Here is a 19,778-nt window from a genome sequence, read left to right on the forward strand (position 1 = left end):
AGGGCGGCATTGTAATTCAAGCCGCGGGCGGCGGCAGCAAAATTTGCATAATGCTGCAAAAGGCAGAACGGTTTGCCTGCCGTGCGTGAGGGCGGGGCGTAATTGAGGCTACCTGAAAAAAGCAGCGCGGATTTCTGCGAAGCTGAATTTTCAGGTAGCCTTTGCTACAGCCTGCCGGCCGGGCTTACTGCTTGGGCGACAGCTCTTTGGAGAGGTAGAGCCAGGTTTCGATCACCGTGTCCGGGTTGAGCGAAATGGTTTCGATGCCCTGCTCAACCAGCCATTTGGCGAAGTCGGGGTGGTCGGAGGGGCCTTGGCCGCAGATGCCGATGTATTTGTTCAGCTTGCGGCAGGCTTTGATGGCCAGGTGCAGCATCACTTTCACCGCCGGGTCGCGCTCGTCAAAGGTGCCGGCAATCGGGCCGCCGCTGTCGCGGTCCACGCCGATGGTGAGCTGGGTCATGTCGTTGGAGCCGATGGAGAAACCGTCGAAGTATTTCAGATACTGTTCGGCCAGCACGGCGTTGGTGGGCAGTTCGCACATCATGATCAGGCGCAGGCCGTTTTTGCCGCGCTCGAGGCCGTTTTCCTTCAGCAGGCGGATCACGGCTTCGGCTTCGTTCAGGGTGCGCACGAAGGGAATCATGATTTCCACGTTGGTGAGGCCCATTTCGTCGCGCACGTGTTTGAGCGCTTTGCATTCGAGGGCGAAGCAGTCTTTGAAATCGGGCGAAACGTAGCGGGCGGCGCCGCGGTAGCCGAGCATGGGGTTTTCTTCGTGCGGCTCATACAGGTTGCCGCCGAGCAGGTTGGCATACTCGTTGGATTTGAAGTCGGAGGTGCGCACGATCACTTTTTTCGGATACACGGAGGCGGCCAGGGTGGCGATGCCTTCGGCCAGCTTGTCGATGTAGAAATCCACCGGGGAGGCGTAGCCGGAAATGCGGTCGGTGATTTGGGCTTGCAGCTCGGCGTCTTGGCGGTCGAATTCGAGCAGCGCGCGCGGGTGGATGCCGATTTGGCGGTTGATGATGAATTCCATGCGCGCCAGGCCGATGCCTTCGCTGGGCAGGCTGGAGAAGCCGAAGGAAAGCTCGGGGTTGCCCACGTTCATCATGATTTTTACCGGCGAGGCGGGCATGTTGTCGAGCGCCAGGTCGATGATTTCCACTTTCAGGAGGCCTTCGTAAATCAGGCCGGTGTCGCCTTCGGCGCAGGATACGGTCACGCTCTGGCCGCTGCTGAGCACTTCGGTGGCATCGCCGCAGCCCACTACCGCCGGAATGCCCAGCTCGCGGGCGATGATGGCGGCGTGGCAGGTGCGGCCGCCGCGGTTGGTGACGATGGCGGAGGCGCGCTTCATCACCGGTTCCCAATCCGGGTCGGTCATGTCGGTTACCAACACGTCGCCGGGCTGCACTTGGTCCATCTCGGCGGCGGTTTTGATCAGGCGCACGGTGCCTTGGCCGATTTTCTGGCCGATGGCGCGGCCTTCGCACAATACGGCGGATTTTTCTTCGATGCGGTAGCGGCGCAGGGTGCTGTTGCGCTCTTCCTGCGATTTCACGGTTTCGGGGCGGGCTTGCAGGATGTAGAGCTTGCCGTCCAGGCCGTCGCGGCCCCATTCGATGTCCATCGGGCGGCCGTAGTGCTCTTCGATGATCAGCGCGTATTTGGCCAGCTCGGTGATTTCTTCGTCGCTGATGGAGAAGCGTTTGCGCTCGGCTTCGTCCACGTCCACCACCTGCACGGATTTGCCGGTTTCGGCAGTGTCGGAGAAGATCATCTTAATCAGCTTGGAGCCCATGGTTTTGCGCAGGATGGCGGGGCGGCCTTGGCGCAGGATGGGCTTGTGCACATAGAATTCGTCGGGGTTGACCGCGCCCTGCACCACGGTTTCGCCCAAGCCGTAGGAGGCGGTAACGAACACCACTTGGTCGAAGCCGGATTCGGTGTCGATGGTAAACATCACGCCGGAGGCGCCGCTGTCGGAGCGCACCATGCGCTGCACGCCGGCAGACAAGGCCACCACGTCGTGTGCGAAGCCTTTGTGTACGCGGTAGGAGATGGCGCGGTCGTTGTAGAGCGAGGCGAACACGTGGTGCATGGCTTCTTTCACGTTGTCCAGGCCCTGGATGTTGAGGAAGGTTTCCTGCTGTCCGGCAAAGGAGGCATCCGGCAAGTCTTCGGCGGTGGCAGAGGAGCGCACGGCCACGGAGATTTGGTCGGTGCCGGCGTCGGCCACCAGTTTGTCCCACGCGGCTTTGATATCGGCTTCCAGCTCGGCGGGGAAGGGCGTTTCCAGAATCCACTGGCGGATTTGCGCGCCCACGCGGGCCAGCTCGGCCACGTCGTCCACATCCAAGGCGGCCAGGGCGGCGGAAATGCGCTCGTTCAGCCCGTTGTGCGAGAGGAAGGCGCGGTAGGCTTCGGCCGTGGTGGCAAAGCCGCCGGGCACGCGCACGCCTTTTTCAGCCAGCTGGCTGATCATTTCGCCCAGGGAGGCGTTTTTGCCGCCCACCTGCTCCACGTCGGTCATACGCAGATTTTCAAACCAGATTACATTGTTGCCAGACATGTTCTATTCCGTCCTATATAGGTGATTGAGGGAAAGCGGGGCTATTTTAGCCGCTGGCCGTGCTTCTGTCATGCCCCGGGCGCGGGAAGCTGCTAGAATACGGCGCTTGTTTCATTCATCCGTCTGACCTGTATCAAAGGCTACCTGAAAGGAATCCACACCATGCCGCCCTGCACCCGCCACGCCATTTTCATCTCCGACCGCACCGGCCTCACCGCCGAAGGCATGGGCGACGCCCTGCTCAACCAGTTCGACAACATCGAATTTAAACGCTTCACCTACCCCTTCATCGACACCCCCGAAAAAGCCGAACGCATCGTGGCCGAAGTCAACAAAATCGCCGAAGGCTGCAACCTGCGCCCCATCATCTTCACCAGTATCGTAAACGAAGACATCCGCCACATCATCCGCAACTGCAACGGCCTGCACCTGAGCTTTTTCGACGCCTTCATCAACAAGCTCGAAGAAGAGCTCGGCACCCAAGCCGTGCTGCAAGTGGGGCGCACCCACGGCATACAAGACACCGAGCGCTACGACGCCCGCATGGAAGCCGTGAACTTCTCCCTCAACCACGACGACGGCGTATCCGCCAAAGACCTGGCCGATGCCGACGTGATCCTCATGGGCGTATCCCGCAGCGGCAAAACCCCCACCTGCCTCTACCTCGCCCTGCAATACGGCATCCGCGCCGCCAACTACCCCCTCACCCCCGACGATTTGGACAGCACCGACCTGCCGCGCATGGTCAAGCCCTACAAAGCCAAAATCTTCGGCCTCACCATCGATCCCGCCCGACTGCACCACATCCGCACCGAGCGCCGCCCCAATTCCCAATACGCCAGCCCCGAAAACTGCCGGCGCGAAGTGCACGAAGCCGAATCTATGTTCCGCCAGCACAGCATCCCCCACACCAGCACCACCCACAAATCCGTGGAAGAGCTCGCCGCCGGCATCATGCAGGCCTGCAAACTGCAACGGCGCACCTAAGCCCGCGTTGGCGCCACAACCGAAAAGGCTACCTGAAAATAAGGCGAACTATTTTTCAGGTAGCCTTTAATGTGGCCCAACCTATCGCAAACAAGCACAACAAAAGGCTACCTGAAAACGAAGTCTTGGCGAAGCCAAGGCTGAGTTTCTGCGAAGCTAAAACCACGTTTCCGCAGGAAGCTGAGTTTCGGCGCAGCTAAAACCCTATTTCAGTTTTCAGGTAGCCTCCTTATCCTGCGCCCCTGCCGTCGCGGGCGGTTTGCTATACAATAGCGCCCAATCCGAATTCCGCTGGAAATCCCATGCTGACCTATGTTCCGCCCGAGCAACGTTCCGCCCCGCCCACCTATGAGCGGCCCTGGCTTTTGCTGCTGCTGGCTTTCGTTTGGCTGTGGCCGGGCGTGTTTGCCCACGATTTGTGGCAAGACGAGCCGCAGGTGTATGCCGTGATCCGGCAGGCGGTGGAAGGCGGACAGTGGTGGCTGCCGCTGGATGGGGATGTGTTGCATTGGGATGTGCCGCCTTTGTATGTGTGGCTCTCGGTGCTGTTTTTGAAACTGTTCGGGCGCCTGCCGCCGTATGAGGCGGTGCGCATGGTGAACGCGGCGCTCGCGGCAGTGTCGATGGCGGCCGTGGGCGGCGCGGGGCGGATGCTTTTGGGGCGGCGCAACGGGCGCACGGCGGTGCTGGTGCTCATCGGCTGCCCGGGCTTGCTGATGATGAGCCATTTCATCGGCGGGCAGATCGTTGCCCTGTGCGGCTTGAGCCTAAGTTTTTACGCGCTGGCGATGGCGCGGCAGAAAACGGTGAAGGCGATTGTGCTCACGCTCTTGGGCTGGACGGTGCTCTCGATTTCCGGCAGCCTGGTGCCGCTCATCGGCGTGATGCTCACCACGGCGCTGTTGCCGCTGGACAAGCATTGGCACAACAAGCGCTTCTGGCTCACGCTCCTGGCCGCCGCCGGGCTCACGCTGCCCCTGCTGTTTGTGTGGCCGCTGGTGCTCAACGGCTTGTCGCCCGAAGCTTTCCTGCAATGGTGGCGGCATCATGCGCTCGCGCCCTTCGGCGGCTTCGGCGGGCTGGATTTCAGTTTTTCCGCCGGCTATTACTTGAAAAACCTGCTTTGGTTCGCCTTTCCCGCCTGGCCGCTGGCTTTGTGGACGCTCTACCGCCAGCGCCGACTGCCGCGCCACGGCTGGAACAGCCTGTGCCTGATTTGGCTGGCTGTGTTCAGCCTTATGCTGGCCGCCTCACCGCAGCGCACCGAAGACAACCTGCTGGTGTTGCTGCCGCCCCTGGTGCTGGCGGCAGCGGCGCAGGCCGACCAATTGCGGCGTGGCGCGGCGGCGTTTTTCAACTGGTTCGGCATCATGACTTTCGGCTCGCTGGCGTTGTTTGTGTGGCTCGGCTTTTTCGCCATGAATTTCGGCTGGCCGGCCAAGTTGGCCGAGCGGGCGGCTTATTTCAGTCCGTATTACCAGCGGGATATCGATTATTTTCCGGTGATTGTGGCGGTGCTGTTCACGCCGGTGTGGCTGCTGGCCATCACGCGCAAATACGTGCGCGGGCGGCAGGCGGTTACCAACTGGGCGGCGGGGCTCACGCTGTGCTGGTCGCTCATCCTCACGCTGTTCCTGCCTTGGCTGGATGCGGCCAAAAGCTACCGCCCGGTGGTGGAGCGGCTGGAGATGGCGCTGCCCGCCGATGCCTGCGTGTCCGCGCGTCACCCGCTGGTGCGCCGCGCCTGGCAGGAATACAGCCGCTACCCGCTGGGCGAGGATTGCCGCTTCGTGGCCACCCTGCGCCGCGATGCCGTGCCAAATGCCGCCGAGCTCTCTGTGGCCGCCCGCCCGCGCGAGAAGCACGAGGCCTTTGTGTTGTGGCAGCGGGCGGAATAATTCAAAGGCTACCTGAAAACCTTGGCAGCATTTTCAGGTAGCCTGCTCCACTGCTGCCACCAATCAGGAAAACATCATGCGCAAACTCAACACCAAACTGCTTTTGGCTGCCATTGCGCTGCCCGCCCTTACCGGCTGCGCCGCATCATCATCTGCCCCGCAGAGCCAGCCGCAAACCGCCGCCCGGCCTGCCGCGCAAGCAGACCGCCAGCAATGCGAGGCCTATCTGCTCGACGGCTTCAAACTCTCCACCTTCATCACCGGCGAATGCCAAACCGACGCGGCAAGCACCGCGCGTTACCGCGCCGCCGTGGAAAACGTGCGCCGGCGCTTTGTGGACGGCAACTGCCCCAGCGTGGTCAAACGCGAAGAATTGCGCGCCATTACGCGTGCCGACATCAACCGCGTTCCCGGCCGCACCGAGCAGCAATACTGCGCTGCCATCAAAACCGAAATGCCCACCATCGAACAGCGCTATCGCAGCCGCTAATGCCGAAGGCTACCTGAAATTTCAGGTAGCCCCCAATCCAACCGAAACCACAAGATAAGGAAACCCAAATGAAAGCCCGTCATCTCGCCCTGTTCGCCGCCGCCTTCCTGCCCGCGCTGGTGCAGGCCGCCCCCGCCCAAGCCAGCAAACAGCAATGCCAAGGCTACCTGAAAGACAGCTTCGAAATCGTTACCTATGCCTCCGTCTGCCAGCCCTCGGCCGAACAAGACGAGCGCTACAAAGCCGCCTTCGACGCCGCCATATCCCGGCTCGAACAAGAAGGCTGCGAGCGGGTGCTGGGCAAAGAAGAAGCCCGCAGCTTCCTGAGCCGCCAAACCGAAGGCAAAGAGCCGCAACAATACTGCGCCGCCATCAAAAATTCCGTACAGCGCAGCCTGCAACGCTACGGCAGCGGCAGCCGCTAAACCCGTATTTCAACTGCGTTGAAGCTGCCTTTTTCAGGTAGCCTTTAGCCGGAAACAGGCTACCTGAAAACGGCAGCTCCGGCGCAGCTAGAAATGCAGTGCCGTTTCCGTCCAGCCGAACCCCTGTCAGGAGAACCGCATGACCCAAACCCCAAACGTTGATGCCGCCGAAATCGACAAATTCAGCCGCCTCGCCGCCCAATGGTGGGATCCCGATGGCGAGTTCAAATCCCTGCACGACATCAACCCCCTGCGCCTCGGCTTCATCCGCGAACACAGCGGCGGCCTCGCCGGCAAAAGCGTGCTGGACGTGGGCTGCGGCGGCGGCATCCTCAGCGAAGCCCTCGCCCGCGAAGCCGCGCAGGCGCTCGGCATCGACATGGCCGAAAAATCCCTTCAGGTAGCCCAAGCCCACGCCGAACAGCAAGGGCTGGCCAACCTGCAATACCGCTGCGTCAGCGTGGAAGCGCTCGCCACCGAGCAGCCCGCCGCCTACGATGTGGTCACCTGCATGGAAATGCTCGAGCACGTGCCCGACCCCGCCTCCGTGATTGCCGCCTGCGCCCGGCTCGCCAAGCCCGGTGGCGCCGTGTTTTTCTCCACCCTCAGCCGCACCGCTAAATCCTATGCCCAAGCCATCGTGGCCGCTGAATATGTGCTAGGCCTGGTGGCCAAAGGCACGCACGACTGGCAGCGCTTCATCAATCCCGCCGACCTCGCCCGCCTCTGCCGCCAGGCCGGGCTGAGCGTGGCGGCCGCCAGCGGCCTCACCTACAACCCGCTCACCCGCCGCTACCGCCTCTGCCGGCAAACCGATGTGAACTATATGATTGCCTGCCGCGCGGCGGGTTAAACGGGCAAATGTCGCTGCATAAGGGATAATCGTGATGCGCAAAATCAAAATTGCTTTGTTGTTGTTTGTGCTGGCCGCGTTGGGCGGGTGCGAAGTGAAAATCAGCGGAGGCTGGACGGATTCCGCACCTGCCGAACAAAGCAATGCGCCGGCCGCACCGTCTGCACCCATCCTGCAAAATGTGGAAGTGGGTAAAACTACGTTGGAGCAGGCGAGGGCGCTGTATCCGGATTTGCAGCGGCTCAACGGTGGCTACATGAGTTTCGGCAACCGGATTCTTACCGATGATTCCGGCGCGATTGAAGTGTATCAGCGCGAAATCCGCGGCAATATCCCGCAGCACGTTTTGGTATTCGATGGCGATAGTAAAGTGCTGCAAATGGTGGCGCTGTTTCGTGCGGATAAAGATGTTGCCCCGTTTGTACGCGAGCTGGAAATCATCGGTTTTGCGCCGTATCCGCAGCTCACGGAGCAGGAGTTTGCCATTTTAAACAGCGGGATGTTTGTTACCGCCGAGGAGCGGCAGAAAGTTATAGACGAAGAAGGCTGGCAGCAATTCAAGCGCGGCGATTTGTTTGCCCTTATCGTTCCTGCCGAGGTGAACAACGGCATCGCCGGGCTGACCGTGACCAATCTCGCCTACGAACCCACACACCGCGCAAAATGGCAGCGCCAGCAGGCCGCACAACGCTAATCGCGCAGTATGCCGCCCAATTTTTCAGGTAGCCTTCCTTCACTTAGAGGCTACCTGAAAAATAAACAGCCGTTATCCAACACATTCACGTTCAGCCAAGCATCCAAAAACATGGCCAAAATCCATTTCTTCAGCGCCGGATACTGCACCCACCCCGCCTGCGTGGCGGTGCGCGGGGCGGGCTGGCGCGCCTGCCAGTTTCCCGCACGGGTGTTCCTGCTCGAGGCGCGCGGCCGCTTTTGGCTGTGGGACACGGGCTATGCCAACCATTTTTTCGATGCCGCGCGCGGCGTGTACCGGCTCTACCGCTGGGTCACGCCCGTGTATTTTTCGTCCGAACAGGGCATGGCGGCGCAGTTGGCCGCCCAAGGGCTGCGCGTCCGCGATTTGAGCGGCATCATCCTCTCGCATTTCCACGGCGACCATATCGCCGGCCTGAAAGATTTCCCCGCTGTGCCGCTGATTGCCTCGGGCGAAGGCTGGGCGAAAATCCGCCGTCTGCGCGGCCTACCCGCCTTGCTCAAAGGCTTCCTGCCCGATTTGATGCCGCAGGATGTAGAAAGCCGCCTGCTGGCCGCCGAAGCCTTTGCCGTGCAGAGGCTGCCTGAAAACTTGAAACCGTTTGAACGCGGCTGGGCGCTGCCGGAGAGCGGCGGCGAAATCGTGCTGCTGCCGCTTCCCGGCCATGCCGCCGGCCATTTGGGTGCCTTCGTGCACACCGAGCGCGGCTGGGTGCTGCTGGCCGCCGATGCCGCCTGGTCGCAGCGCAATTTCCGCGCAAACCGCCCGCCCGCCGCTGTGAGCCGCCTGATTATGGACGATGCCGCCGCCTTCCAAAACACTTTAAACCAGCTCGCCGCGCTCAGCCCGCAAATCCCCGTGTACCTCAGCCACGAATTTGAACAAGAGGCTACCTGAAAGCGCCATGGCAACACAGTTCAAATGCAGCTTGGCGGCATTTCTGCTCGGCCCGCATGGCGGCGGAAAATTTAGCTTCGCAGAAACTCACTGCGTTCGTTTTCAGGTAGCCTCCCTGCGCAAAAGGCTACCTGAAAAAGTATTGCCATGCAGTTAAACTGATTGAAAGCAAACCAACTATTCTGTTTTCAGGCCACCCCAACGCCATGAGGCTACCTGAAAACGAGCGTAGCGAGTTTCGCCAAAACGAGCGTAGCGAGTTTCTGCGAAGCTAAAAATCCCAACCCATCCCGAAAGCCTACTCATGCGCCTGCTCCCTTTGCTCGCCGCCTACCACCGCGCCCACCGCCTGCGTTTCACCAGCCGCCAGGCTTTGGAATGCTACCAACAGCAACAGCTGCAACGCTTCTTCGAGCGCACCCTCAGCCGCAGCCCCTATTTCTCAGGCTACCTGAAAAAGCCGTTCACTGAATGGCCGCAGATGGATAAGGCGCTGATGATGCAGGAGTTCAGCCGTATGAACACCGCCGGGCTGAACCGAGACGAAGCCATGGTGCTGGTCTTGCGCGCCGAGCAGAGCCGTGATTTTTCGCCCACCATCAACGGCATCAGCATCGGCCTGTCTTCCGGCACGTCGGGCATGCGCGGGCTGTTTGCCGTGTCGCCGCGCGAACAGGCGGTGTGGGCGGGCATTATGTTGGCCAAAATGCTGCCGAACGGCCTCTTGAGCGGCGAGCGGGTGGCGCTGTTTCTGCGTGCTGGCAGTAATCTTTATCAGGCGGTGAGAACGCCCTGCCTGTCGTTTGCCTATTACGATTTGTTCCGCCCGTTTGCCGATTTGCTGGCCGAGGCCGAACGCCAGCAGCCCAGCATTGTGGTGGCACCGGCGCAGGTGTTAGCGGCCTTGGCGGCGGCAGTGCGGGCAGGGCGGTTGAAGCTGGCGCCGAAAAAGGTGGTGTCGGCAGCGGAAGTGTTAGGTGCGGCGGAGCGCGAGTTTATCCAAAGCGTGTTCCCCAATCTGCACGAGGTGTATCAGGCCACTGAAGGTTTTCTCGCCGCCACCTGTGCGCACGGGCGGCTGCATCTGAACGAAGAATTTGTCTGTTTCGAGCGCGAATGGCTGGACGATGAACGCTTCGTGCCCGTTATCACCGATTTCACGCGCCAAACACAGCCCATCGTGCGCTACCGGCTGAACGACGTGCTGGCCGTGAGCCGCGAGCCCTGCCCCTGCGGCAGCGCCTGCACCGTATTGAGCCGCATCGAAGGCCGCTGCGACGATGCGCTTGTGTTCGGGCAGAAAACCTTGTTTGCCGATGCCGTGTCGCGCGCCATCGCCCAAATCCTGCCGTGGAATGTCGATTACCGCCTCACCCAAGAACGGCACATCCTGACCCTGCAGGCCGCTCTTCCCGCCGAACAGTGGCAAGCGTTCACCGCCCACCTCAACGCTTTTTTCGCCGCCCAAGGCGTGCCCGCAGCCGGGCTGGAATGGCGGCTGGACGCACGCGCACCGGAGCAGGATTTCACCAAAAAGCGTCGGCGGATTGTGTGTGTGGAAGGGAAGTAAGGCTGAAAATCTGGAATTTGGCGAGCCAATCACCCACTAAACAGGGGGAGAACAAAAAAAGCTGTGGGAAGAAGCTTTTTGCTGCTTGGAAGTGGATGGGTAAGAAATATTGAAGGCACACGGTGCGTATGGCAGCAAAATTGCTTGCTACAGGGATACCTGTCTTGGTTTTTCTTTGTGGGAAAACGAGTTATAATAGAAACTGCCAGATAAAGTAAATTCTATTGCTTTTCTTGCGGCTATAGAATTTACCAATGATAGGAAAGCGTTACTTATCTACCCAAAGCAATGGAATGACAGAAATGAAAACTCCTAATCTACAAAAACATTTCAAGCCAACCATATTGGCGGCGGCCATTTTCGGCTTCAGCTTCACCGCTCAAGCGGCAATTGTGCCCATCAGCAATATTCCTCTATCGGGCGTAACCATCAAGCACGGCCCGAACATCACCCTGACGCCATCCGTAGAGCACCCGACAGCCGGTGCAGCCTATTCCAATAACGAATTTATGGATGGCCAGTATCCTACCTTGGTGATTGGTAGCAAGCAGGCTGAACGGCAAAATCAATGGAAGCGCTATTATCTCGGTTATTTCGATAATACCAAGTGCTATACATTTAAAGAATATGGCAGCACTAGCGGGTATTTTGAGGTTTCTTCCAGAGCCAGCACTGATGCTGCTGGTAACGTGGGTTTGTGCTCCGGTAATACTGACGAATATAGTGGCAACTTCCTGAACTGGCTCACCATGTCTGCCGTGGATATTTTCCGTTCCTCACTGACTGGCGGTAACCGGGCGCGCGGCATGGGTAATGCTCCAGCTAACTATGAGGCTGGCGATACCACAAGCAGCACATTCCTGCGCCGAGCCTATGTGAAACCGAACTCACAAAACGGTGGTCAGGGCTATCGTTTGCGCTTAAGAGGGATTGATATCGGTACTTCGCCGAGCCAGAGCGACTTCATGTTCCTGAAAAGGATTATTCCTGCCAGTATGGTGGATTCTTTTGCCACTACTTCAGATGTGCCCGGCTTGCCTAGGGCGTTGGGTTTCCGTTACTACGCTTCGCCTATCGCCGGCAAAGCTTCTTTACAGCTGCCTCAGCAGCAGTCCCACGTAGCAGCTTCTGAGAAAATCGGCACGCCGGGCAAGATATTCTTTGTGAATGAAAGCTTCTTTGTTACGCCGGTGCGCATGAACCGTGATGGCGCGCTGATGTATCAAGACCGTACATTAATTAATCCCAATATTGCACCGGGGGCTACAAAGTCTATCGTGCAAACTGCATACAACGCCTCTCAAGGCAAACCTAATCTGACAAACTTCTGGTTGCCGGTGGTGGTAAAGGCTTGTGATCCGGGTACGCTGGGCGTGTCTAGCTTGCCATCTAACTGCCGCCAATACGGCAGCGTGTATAAACCGGAAGGTTTGATGCAGAAATATGGCCGTGGCTCCGGGCCGGATAGCCGCCCTGCTCGCTTCTCTGTGTTCAGCTATCAGTTGAACTACACGAATGATGTGAGCGGCGGCGTGTTGCGTACCCGTATGAAATATCTTGATCGTGAGCAGAATCAAGGTTCTGTGGTTTATGGTAAAGAATGGGATGAAAGAACCGGTGTGTTGGCGGTAAATCCAGATAGTTATGATGCCGGACAGACCGGTGTGACCAATAGCGGCGCCATCAACTACATCAATAAATTTGGTGATGCCGGCAACTATAAAGGCCTTGATACTTCAGCCGAGCTGTTCTATACCGCTCAGCGTTATTTGCGCCATAAAGGTATGCCTGCTTATTATGAACAAACTCAGCGGAACTACGCTAGGAATCATCCGGACGCGGCTGACGGTTTCCCGCTGATCTACAATTGGGATGACCCGCTCACTCGCGGCTTGGCTTCTCCCAATGAGGCGCAATGTCGCTCCAATACCATGATTCTGATTGGTGATACTTTTACCCACGACGAGAAAGACTTGCCCAATTTTGGCTCGAAAAGCGGGGTAAGAGATGACGATGAGGTTAAGACAGAAGCGATTTTGAAGAGTATTTTGGATCAAGAGCGATTCAAAGGTTTGGATGGGGAACACTCATGGAATATGTCTCGCGGTTCATATGCGGGCCGTACTGGCAGTGGCTATGAAAACGATTACTCTCCGGCAGGTCTCGTTGCCTTGGCTTATTGGGGCAGAACGCAGGACATTCGCAAAGATATTCCGGGTGATCAGCATATCAACACCTTTACCATCGACGTATTGGAAACGGGTTTTGGTCGATTTGAGAAAGATAACTCAGCTTCTCTCGGTAATACTTATTATTGGGCAGCCAAATATGGTGGTTTCAACTATGCGCCCAATGCTAAAAATCCTGTTGTAATGCCAAATAATGATCGTGCTAGCTGGACTGCCGATGCACCAGGAGTCAGCAGCTCTCCGGTGCTATTCCCCGATGGGATGCCGAGGAACTTCGCTTTGGGTAATAGCCCGGAAAATATGACCAAAGCTTTAGAGGAGGCATTCGACAAAGCTAATGAGTATACCGATCCTTCGCAAGCATTTGTGGGGGTAACCGAGCATGAGAATGAAACGCTGAAAATTAACAACTCACTCGGTTTACAGTCTTCTTATAATGTAGATAAATTATCTGGGGATGTGATTGCACAGAGAATTGGTGCCCAAGGTAACGGACTCACTTTTACCCCGGCATGGCGTGCCGCGGCAAAATTGGAAGTATTCCATACTGCAACAGGTTGGGCTTCTCGCAGGTTGTTTACTGAAAGTACAAACGGTAGTCCTGTACCGTTTACTACTGGGAATGCGGGTAATTTCTCGAGTGGCATGAATGCTGGGGCGTCTGCTAACAGCCTGATTGAGTACACACTGGGGAATCCGAGCTTGGAAGGTTCTGCTTGGCGCAAACGTGAAAGAGGCTTGCTAGGCACCATTGTCAATTCCGGTGTGCAACCTATCTTACCGCCGCAGCAGAAACCTAATGGTTGTGAGTACACCAATAAGAATATTACTGTTCGCCCAAACTTTTATGCTACTGCCTCCAATGCGGGTGTGCTGCATATTTTGGATCAGAATGGTGGTGAGGTGATGGGCTATATTCCGTCTACAGCGTTGCCAAAACTGTATAGTTTGTCTTTGCGTACAGACAACCCGCAGCATCAGTATTTGAACGATGGTACGCCGGTTACAGGCGAAGTTTGCTTCGGCAACACAGCAAAATCTATTGTGGTGGGCTCGGCCGGTCGTGGTGGTGCTTCGGTATACGCCTTGGATGTTACTGATTTGAGCAATCCCAGCGCTTCTAATGTGTTATGGGAATTCTCAAATGCCGATGATTCCGATTTGGGATTAACCGTTGGCAAGCCGACTATTGCCAAAGATAAAGACAACAACCCGATTGTGATCTTTAGCAGCGGCGTAAACAGTAATTCCAATAGTGGCTATCTGTATATTTTGCGTGCTGATAACCGAGGTGCTTGGCAGCTCAATCGCAACTACTGGAAAGTACCGCTGGGTCAGGAAGGTGTAGGTGAGCCTACAATCTATGACCAAAATGGTGACAATATCCCGGAAGCTGTGTTTGTTGGCGACTTGAGCGGCAAAATGTGGCGCGTGAATTATGATGCGACCAGTAGCACTTGGGCTAAGGCTTATAACAATCAGCCCTTGTACACGCCCAGCGGCACAGGCTCACCGATTACTGCTGCTCCGACTATCGTGCAAACCGGCGGTCACCTGTATGTAATTGTGGGTACTGGTCAATATTTCTCGCTTAATGATGTGGCGCCTGGCGTGCAGAACTATGCGTTAGGTCTCTTCGCTGAACAAGGACCTATTAGCGATAATGATTTGTTGGGCCAGAGCTTTGGTAGTAGTGAAGACGTTGATGCTATTTATTCAACCAACAAAAACCTGCAGCAGAAACTTTATCAGGTTAGCCAGAATGCCTTGCAGAGTAACCATAAAGGTTGGCGTTTAACACTGCTCCCAGGTCAGGCCATTGTGTCTCAACCTGGTATAAGAGCTAACCGTGTGGCTACTTTTACGGCAGTCCGCAGTCTGCCGAATAGTACGGATGTGTGTCAGGCAAATGGTGCCACGGCATTGATTGCAGTGAATCTGCAGAATGGTGGTCAGTATAATTTGCCGGCATTCGATACCAACAAAGACGGCCGCTTTGATGGTGCCGATAAATTGGGCGGTATGCTGGAAGTAGGCGGTATCATGGCTCCGATCGGTGTTGCCAAAGAAGCTGTGATTAATGGTCAAAGAAGCATTCAGAATATCTTGGCCGGTGATACAGGCAACATGGGTGTCCCGATGAATACTTTTGAACATGCCCTTATCCGCCGTATCTCTTGGCGTGAGATTTTCGACTAATCTCTATCTGCCAAATGCAAAGCCGTCTGAAATTTCAGACGGCTTTTTTCTTGCCTGCTAGATATAAATGCTCAAGTGCCGTTGTTTAAAGCCATGCCAATATGCTAGTACACGCCCTAAAGGCTACCTGAAAATGTCAGCTTCGGCGAAGTTAAAGCATGGCGCAGCAAGATTTGTATGCAAGAAAATCCCCCTAATCCCAAATCTGCCACGAAAAACTTTACCCCCTTGCTATAATCACAACCCACCACACACCACCCGCTAAGAAACGGATTCCCCATGCTCCCTCTGCTTACTGCCGCCGACAACGCCGAATGGCTCGATAACCTCGGCGAAAGCGGCAAATCGCATCTGCTCGCCCTGTTTTCGCGCGAAGAGTTCGGGTTGAACCAGTTGCTCGGCAGCCTTTCCGGCACGCGCGGCTGGCTGGATTTTGCGCTGGCCGTCGGCATTTTGCTCGGCATGTATTTCCTGGCCGGCAAGCTGCTGGCCAAGTTGCCGGATGACGATGGACAAACCTACTTGTTGCGCCATATCTGGCGGCGCACCTGCTGGCCGCTGCTGATGCTGCTGGCCGGCGCGGCGGCCTTGGTGGCGTGGTATGGGCTGTTGGGTGCCACGGCGGTGTGGCTGCGGCTTCTGGTGATGGCGGCGCGTTGGATGCTGCTGATTCGGGTGGTGCTGGCGGTGTTTCATTCGGCCATTCCGTCCAACCGGTTTTCCGCGCGGATGGAGTCTTCGCTGGCCGCCGCGCTGTGGGGGGCTTTCCTGCTGTGGGCTTCCGGCATCGATGATTTGATTATTTCCTGGCTGCGCGGCCTGCAATTCTCGGTGGGCTCGGCGCGGCTCTCGCTCTATACGGTGCTCACCGGCCTGCTGTGGGTGGGCGTGATGGTGGTGGGTGCGATGTGGCTGTCGCGCTATATCGACACGCGCCTGAAGGGCAGCAAGCGGCTCGATCCAAACCTGCAAATCGTGCTTTCCAAGCTGGCGCGCACCATTCTGCTGATTTTGTCGGTGCTGATTGCGCTGCCGCTGGTGGGGATTGATTTAACCGTGCTTTCCGTGTTCGGTGGGGCGCTGGGCGTGGGCTTGGGCTTCGGTTTGCAGAAGATTGCCAGCAATTACGTGTCGGGCTTCATCATTTTGGGCGACCGCTCGGTGCGCCCCGGCGACCGGCTCACGGTAAACGGCTTCACCGGCTACGTCACGCAAATCACCGCCCGTTTCGTGGTGTTGCGCAGCAGCAGCGGGCAGGAAGCGCTGATTCCGAACGAAACCTTCATCACTTCCACAGTGGTCAACGAATCCTACACCGGCAAATCCCTGTGGCAGAGCCTGGATGTTCAGGTAGCCTACCACACCGATTTGGCGCAGGCCTTGCAGATTTTGCAGGAAGCCGCCGCCGCACAGGAGCGGGTGAAAACCGACCCGCCGCCCAAGGCCTATCTGCTTGAGTTTGCCGATAACGGTGTCAATTTGCGCCTCGGCTTCTGGGTGCGCGACCCGGAAAACGGCTTTCTCGGCCTCAGTTCCGCCATCCTGCTCACCGTGTGGCAGCGCTTCAACGAAGTCGGCATCGAATTCCCCTTCCCGCAGCGCGAAGTACGCATCCTGAACCAAGACCTTTCGCCCGATGCCGCCGCCCTGCTCAAAGCCGGCTACCGCGCGCAGGGCGATACCGCCTCCGACGAAGTGGGCGACAACGGCGGGGAGCAGCCGCAATGAACCGCCCCGCCTACAAACGCCCCGAATCCGTGCTGGTGGTGCTGCACGACGGCTGCGGCCAAGCCCTCCTGCTCGAGCGCGTGTCCCCGCCCGGCTTCTGGCAATCCGTAACCGGCAGCCTCGAAGCAGGCGAAACCCCCTTTAGCACCGCCCTGCGCGAAGTGGCCGAAGAAACCGGCATCCGCCTCGCCCCCGCACAGCTTGCCGACTGGCACACCCAAAACGAATACGAAATCTACCCGCATTGGCGCCACCGCTACGCCCCGGGCATCACCCGCAACATCGAGCACGTTTTCTCCGCCGTGATTCCCCATCGCCCCGTGCGCACCGCCCCTGCCGAACACCGTGCCCAGCGCTGGCTGCCGCTGGCCCAGGCCGCCGAGCTCGTGTTTTCCCCGTCCAACCGCGAAGCACTGTTGCGCCTGGCCGCCGAAACCGAAGGCAGGCTACCTGAAAAATTGACGGCATCCCCCGCTTTAAGCCATGATACGGCCAACAAATAAACGAGCGATTACCATGGATACCCTGCTGCAAGAAGTTACCCAAAAGCTGGCCGAACGCGGCGAAACCATCACCTGTGCCGAATCCTGCACCGGCGGCCTGCTGGCTGCCGCGCTCACCCGCCTGCCCGGCAGCTCCGCCTGGTTTGAAACCGGCTTCGTCACCTACAGCAACCACGCCAAACAGCAGCTGCTGAACGTGAACGCCGCCACCCTCAGCCATTACGGCGCCGTGAGCGAAGAAACCGTGCGCGAAATGGCCCTGGGCGCGCTCATCGCCACCAAAGCCGACTACGCGCTGAGCATTTCCGGCATCGCCGGCCCCGACGGCGGCAGCGAAGGCAAACCCGTGGGCACCGTTTGGTTCGGCCTGGCCACCAAGCAGCGCATTTGGGCGAAGGAGCAGCGCTTCCAAGGCGACCGCGAAGCCGTGCGCGCTCAGGCGGTGCGCTTTGCGCTGATGCTGATGAAGCGGTATCTGGAGCGTTAGTTTCCCCGCTGAAGAACATCGAAGAAAGGCTACCTGAAAATGCTGCACGGCATTTTCAGGTAGCCTTTCTTGTGTTAGCGGCGGCTTGTTACGCCAATAAGTTATATGGCCAAGGTATTGCATTTTCCACGGCGTTGTCCTGCTATGCCGCATTGTTTGAGCGGTCTGCGGCTTGCTGTCTGCATGCTAGCCCTTTGCTGTTCACGTAGATTGGGTTTCATGCTGTCGGGCAGTTTTCAGGTAGCCTCCAATGCGGACGGTGAGGCTGGCTGGAAATGGTGCGATGCAATTTCTGGCCGGCCTGTTCTTGTGGGCGTATGGCGGGGCGGGCTACGGGATGCCGGCGGGGCGGGGAGGATGGTGCAGGAAGATGCCTTGTTCGGTGATGGTCCAGAGGGCGGCGTCGGCGCCCATGGTTTTGAGGGCGCTGTTGGTCCAGGTGTTGCAGGTGTAGAAGAGGTTGTAGCTGCCGGTGGCTTCGTAGAAGGCGTCGTGACCGCCGTAGACCATGTGGGTGGGGATGGGGCGGGTGCGGCCGTTTTGCCATTGCAGGCTTTGGTGGATGTAGGCAACGAGGCGGCGGTATTGGGGGCGGCTGATGCGGATGGGGGCGCAGCGGGTGCAGTCTTCTAGGCTGTGCAGGTAGGTGGCGTGGATGGCGTTGCTGGAGAGGCCGGCAGCGGCACGGAAGGCGGTACGGGGGCTGAGATCGGCCCAGGTGTGGGTGTTGAGGTAGAAGTTTTTGTCGCCGAGGCCGATGGCGAGCCAGGGGGCGTATTCTTGGCTGCGGGTGTGCTCAGCGGGGAAAACGGCTCGCCAGTCGGCTTCGCTGTTGGCGGTGGGGACGACGATGTCGGTGTGCACGCCGTTGGAGAGGAGCCAGACGGTGATTTCGGGCTCGCCTTCTGTGCGGCCGGGGCTTTTGATGTGGGGCAGCAGCCAAACGGCGGCGCCGTAGAGCAGGAGCAGGGCGGCGAGGATGAGGAGGCTGCGGCGGATGAGGCGGCGGAGGGCGGGCATGACGGATGGTGGGCTTGGGGCTACCTGAAAAATTTGTTTTGTAGAAGTGCTGCTGTGGTTTAACTGCGGCGTGGTTTGGTTTTGGCGGTGTTTTCAGGTAGCCTGGTTGTTAGTCGGCTGGGTAGTTTTCCAATAGGTGTTCGACATCGGCGGGGGCGGTGAGGGTGCGCAGCCGGGCGAAGAGCTGTTCGGCTTGGGGGTGGTGGGGTTTCATCATGCCGAGCCATTGCTTGAGGCGGGCGACGGGGTAGGGGGTGTCGCCGGCTGCTTGGCGGCAGAGCTGGAAGAATTGGCGCATCCAAACGAGGTAGTCGGCGAAGGGGGCGGGCTGGGGCGGCAGGCCTTGGTTGTGGCGGGCGATTTGGCGGCCGAGGTCGGGGGTGATGACGGCGCCGCGCCCGATCATAACGCTGTGGCAGCCGCTGCTTTGGCGGATGGCGAGGTAGTCGGCCAGACTGAACACGTCGCCGTTGGCAATCACGGGGATGGAGACGGCTTGGCGGATGCGGGCGATTTGCGGCCAGTGTGCGGGCGGGCGGTAGCCTTGGGTTTTGGTGCGGGCGTGCACGGCCAGTGCGGCGGCCCCGCCTTGGGCGATGGCTTGGGCGCATTCGATGGCGAGGTAGTCGCTGTCGTAGCCGAGGCGCATTTTGGCGGTGAGGGGGATGTTTTCAGGCAGCCTTTGGCGCACGGTGGAGACGATTTGGCGGATGCGTTCGGGCTCGCGCAGGAGGATGGCGCCGCCTTGGTGTTTGTTGACGGTGGGGGCGGGGCAGCCGAAGTTGAGGTCGATTTTGCGGGCGCCGGCGGCGGCTGCGGCGCAGGCGTTGGCGGCCATGTTTTCCGGGTCGCTGCCGAGCAGCTGGAGGGTGCAGGGTGTGCCGGCGGGGGTGCGGCAGCCGTGGTCGATTTCGGGCATGTGCCGCCGCCAGGTGGCGCGGGAGTGGAGGGTGTGGGTGATGCGCACGAATTCGGTGACGCATTCGCTGTAGCCGCCGATGCGGGTGAGCAGGTGGCGCATGACGGGGTCGAGCAGGCCTTGCATGGGGGCGAGGATGAGGTTCATGAGGCTGGGGTGGTGTGCAAAACGGGGATTTTACCGCGTGGGCTTGTTTGGCTGTGTATTTTTTCAGGTAGCCTGCTGGGAGAGCGGGTTGGCGGGGGATGATGGGGCCTGTGGTTTGCTGCGTTGGCTTCTGCTGCGGGCGTGGGATGGGTTTGGGCTGGCCGCAAAATTTT

At 58.7% G+C, this 19,778-nt stretch carries 16 protein-coding genes; 13 read left to right on the plus strand and 3 right to left on the minus strand.

Features of this window, described 5'->3' with window-relative positions:
* Nucleotides 1–184: 184 nt before the first annotated feature.
* Nucleotides 185–2,578, minus strand: a complete 2,394-nt coding sequence (ppsA, locus tag H9Q10_RS04320; RefSeq protein WP_197902805.1) for a phosphoenolpyruvate synthase — start codon at nucleotides 2,576–2,578, stop codon at nucleotides 185–187.
* A 162-nt stretch (nucleotides 2,579–2,740) separates the two neighbouring features.
* Between ppsA and ppsR the strand changes: the two genes are divergently transcribed.
* From ppsR to pncC, 12 genes are all read left to right on the plus strand, one after another.
* Complete coding sequence (gene ppsR / locus H9Q10_RS04325; RefSeq protein ID WP_197902806.1) at nucleotides 2,741–3,565, plus strand: posphoenolpyruvate synthetase regulatory kinase/phosphorylase PpsR; 825 nt, start codon at nucleotides 2,741–2,743, stop codon at nucleotides 3,563–3,565.
* Between the two features lie 302 nt (nucleotides 3,566–3,867).
* A complete protein-coding gene (locus H9Q10_RS04330) occupies nucleotides 3,868–5,463 on the plus strand; it encodes an ArnT family glycosyltransferase (RefSeq protein ID WP_197902807.1) in 1,596 nt (531 codons plus the stop codon).
* A gap of 76 nt (nucleotides 5,464–5,539) precedes the next feature.
* Nucleotides 5,540–5,953, plus strand: coding sequence for a hypothetical protein (locus H9Q10_RS04335; RefSeq protein WP_197902808.1), 414 nt, complete (start codon nucleotides 5,540–5,542; stop codon nucleotides 5,951–5,953).
* Nucleotides 5,954–6,021: 68 nt separating this feature from the next.
* Nucleotides 6,022–6,378 (plus strand): hypothetical protein, encoded by a 357-nt coding sequence (locus H9Q10_RS04340; protein WP_197902809.1) that lies wholly within the window; start codon nucleotides 6,022–6,024, stop codon nucleotides 6,376–6,378.
* A 139-nt stretch (nucleotides 6,379–6,517) separates the two neighbouring features.
* Nucleotides 6,518–7,231 (plus strand): bifunctional 2-polyprenyl-6-hydroxyphenol methylase/3-demethylubiquinol 3-O-methyltransferase UbiG, encoded by a 714-nt coding sequence (gene ubiG / locus H9Q10_RS04345; RefSeq protein WP_197902810.1) that lies wholly within the window; start codon nucleotides 6,518–6,520, stop codon nucleotides 7,229–7,231.
* A gap of 34 nt (nucleotides 7,232–7,265) precedes the next feature.
* Complete coding sequence (locus H9Q10_RS04350; RefSeq protein ID WP_197902811.1) at nucleotides 7,266–7,925, plus strand: hypothetical protein; 660 nt, start codon at nucleotides 7,266–7,268, stop codon at nucleotides 7,923–7,925.
* Between the two features lie 111 nt (nucleotides 7,926–8,036).
* A complete protein-coding gene (locus H9Q10_RS04355; protein WP_197902812.1) occupies nucleotides 8,037–8,843 on the plus strand; it encodes an MBL fold metallo-hydrolase in 807 nt (268 codons plus the stop codon).
* 304 nt (nucleotides 8,844–9,147) lie between these two features.
* A complete protein-coding gene (locus H9Q10_RS04360; RefSeq protein ID WP_197902813.1) occupies nucleotides 9,148–10,413 on the plus strand; it encodes a F390 synthetase-related protein in 1,266 nt (421 codons plus the stop codon).
* A 293-nt stretch (nucleotides 10,414–10,706) separates the two neighbouring features.
* The gene (locus tag H9Q10_RS04365) at nucleotides 10,707–14,801 is read left to right on the plus strand and encodes a pilus assembly protein (protein WP_197902814.1); all 4,095 of its coding nucleotides are present in this window, start codon (nucleotides 10,707–10,709) and stop codon (nucleotides 14,799–14,801) included.
* Between the two features lie 279 nt (nucleotides 14,802–15,080).
* Nucleotides 15,081–16,529: a mechanosensitive ion channel family protein gene (locus tag H9Q10_RS04370; protein WP_197902815.1), complete on the plus strand. Its 1,449-nt coding sequence runs from the start codon at nucleotides 15,081–15,083 to the stop codon at nucleotides 16,527–16,529.
* Complete coding sequence (gene nudB, locus H9Q10_RS04375) at nucleotides 16,526–17,032, plus strand: dihydroneopterin triphosphate diphosphatase (RefSeq protein WP_197902816.1); 507 nt, start codon at nucleotides 16,526–16,528, stop codon at nucleotides 17,030–17,032. Before H9Q10_RS04370 ends, nudB begins: the two co-directional genes overlap by 4 nt.
* A gap of 13 nt (nucleotides 17,033–17,045) precedes the next feature.
* On the plus strand, nucleotides 17,046–17,519 hold the full coding sequence (gene pncC, locus H9Q10_RS04380; protein ID WP_197902817.1) for a nicotinamide-nucleotide amidase: 474 nt from the start codon (nucleotides 17,046–17,048) through the stop codon (nucleotides 17,517–17,519).
* A 330-nt stretch (nucleotides 17,520–17,849) separates the two neighbouring features.
* Here pncC and H9Q10_RS04385 read toward each other — a convergent pair whose 3' ends face one another.
* Nucleotides 17,850–18,518, minus strand: a complete 669-nt coding sequence (locus H9Q10_RS04385) for a TIGR02117 family protein (RefSeq protein WP_420841837.1) — start codon at nucleotides 18,516–18,518, stop codon at nucleotides 17,850–17,852.
* Here H9Q10_RS04385 and H9Q10_RS12330 point away from each other — a divergent pair.
* Complete coding sequence (locus H9Q10_RS12330) at nucleotides 18,499–18,567, plus strand: hypothetical protein (RefSeq protein ID WP_420841838.1); 69 nt, start codon at nucleotides 18,499–18,501, stop codon at nucleotides 18,565–18,567. The two genes, H9Q10_RS04385 and H9Q10_RS12330, sit on opposite strands and share 20 nt — an antisense overlap.
* Nucleotides 18,568–18,648: 81 nt before the next feature.
* Here the strand turns inward: H9Q10_RS12330 and H9Q10_RS04390 are convergent, their stop codons facing one another.
* The gene (locus H9Q10_RS04390; protein WP_197902819.1) at nucleotides 18,649–19,605 is read right to left on the minus strand and encodes a tRNA dihydrouridine synthase; all 957 of its coding nucleotides are present in this window, start codon (nucleotides 19,603–19,605) and stop codon (nucleotides 18,649–18,651) included.
* Nucleotides 19,606–19,778: the final 173 nt, after the last annotated feature.

This window comes from Eikenella glucosivorans, from assembly GCF_016025525.2.
Lineage (GTDB): Bacteria > Pseudomonadota > Gammaproteobacteria > Burkholderiales > Neisseriaceae > Eikenella > Eikenella glucosivorans.

Coding starts and splice junctions, on each gene's coding strand:
- ubiG (WP_197902810.1), top strand. CDS start 6,518: ATGACCCAAACCCCAAACGTTGATGCCGCCGAAATCGACAAATTCAGC.
- H9Q10_RS04390 (WP_197902819.1), bottom strand. CDS start 19,605: ATGAACCTCATCCTCGCCCCCATGCAAGGCCTGCTCGACCCCGTCATG.
- H9Q10_RS04335 (WP_197902808.1), top strand. CDS start 5,540: ATGCGCAAACTCAACACCAAACTGCTTTTGGCTGCCATTGCGCTGCCC.
- H9Q10_RS04340 (WP_197902809.1), top strand. CDS start 6,022: ATGAAAGCCCGTCATCTCGCCCTGTTCGCCGCCGCCTTCCTGCCCGCG.
- H9Q10_RS04355 (WP_197902812.1), top strand. CDS start 8,037: ATGGCCAAAATCCATTTCTTCAGCGCCGGATACTGCACCCACCCCGCC.
- H9Q10_RS04350 (WP_197902811.1), top strand. CDS start 7,266: ATGCGCAAAATCAAAATTGCTTTGTTGTTGTTTGTGCTGGCCGCGTTG.
- H9Q10_RS04360 (WP_197902813.1), top strand. CDS start 9,148: ATGCGCCTGCTCCCTTTGCTCGCCGCCTACCACCGCGCCCACCGCCTG.
- H9Q10_RS04365 (WP_197902814.1), top strand. CDS start 10,707: ATGACAGAAATGAAAACTCCTAATCTACAAAAACATTTCAAGCCAACC.
- nudB (WP_197902816.1), top strand. CDS start 16,526: ATGAACCGCCCCGCCTACAAACGCCCCGAATCCGTGCTGGTGGTGCTG.
- ppsA (WP_197902805.1), bottom strand. CDS start 2,578: ATGTCTGGCAACAATGTAATCTGGTTTGAAAATCTGCGTATGACCGAC.
- H9Q10_RS04370 (WP_197902815.1), top strand. CDS start 15,081: ATGCTCCCTCTGCTTACTGCCGCCGACAACGCCGAATGGCTCGATAAC.
- H9Q10_RS04330 (WP_197902807.1), top strand. CDS start 3,868: ATGCTGACCTATGTTCCGCCCGAGCAACGTTCCGCCCCGCCCACCTAT.
- ppsR (WP_197902806.1), top strand. CDS start 2,741: ATGCCGCCCTGCACCCGCCACGCCATTTTCATCTCCGACCGCACCGGC.
- pncC (WP_197902817.1), top strand. CDS start 17,046: ATGGATACCCTGCTGCAAGAAGTTACCCAAAAGCTGGCCGAACGCGGC.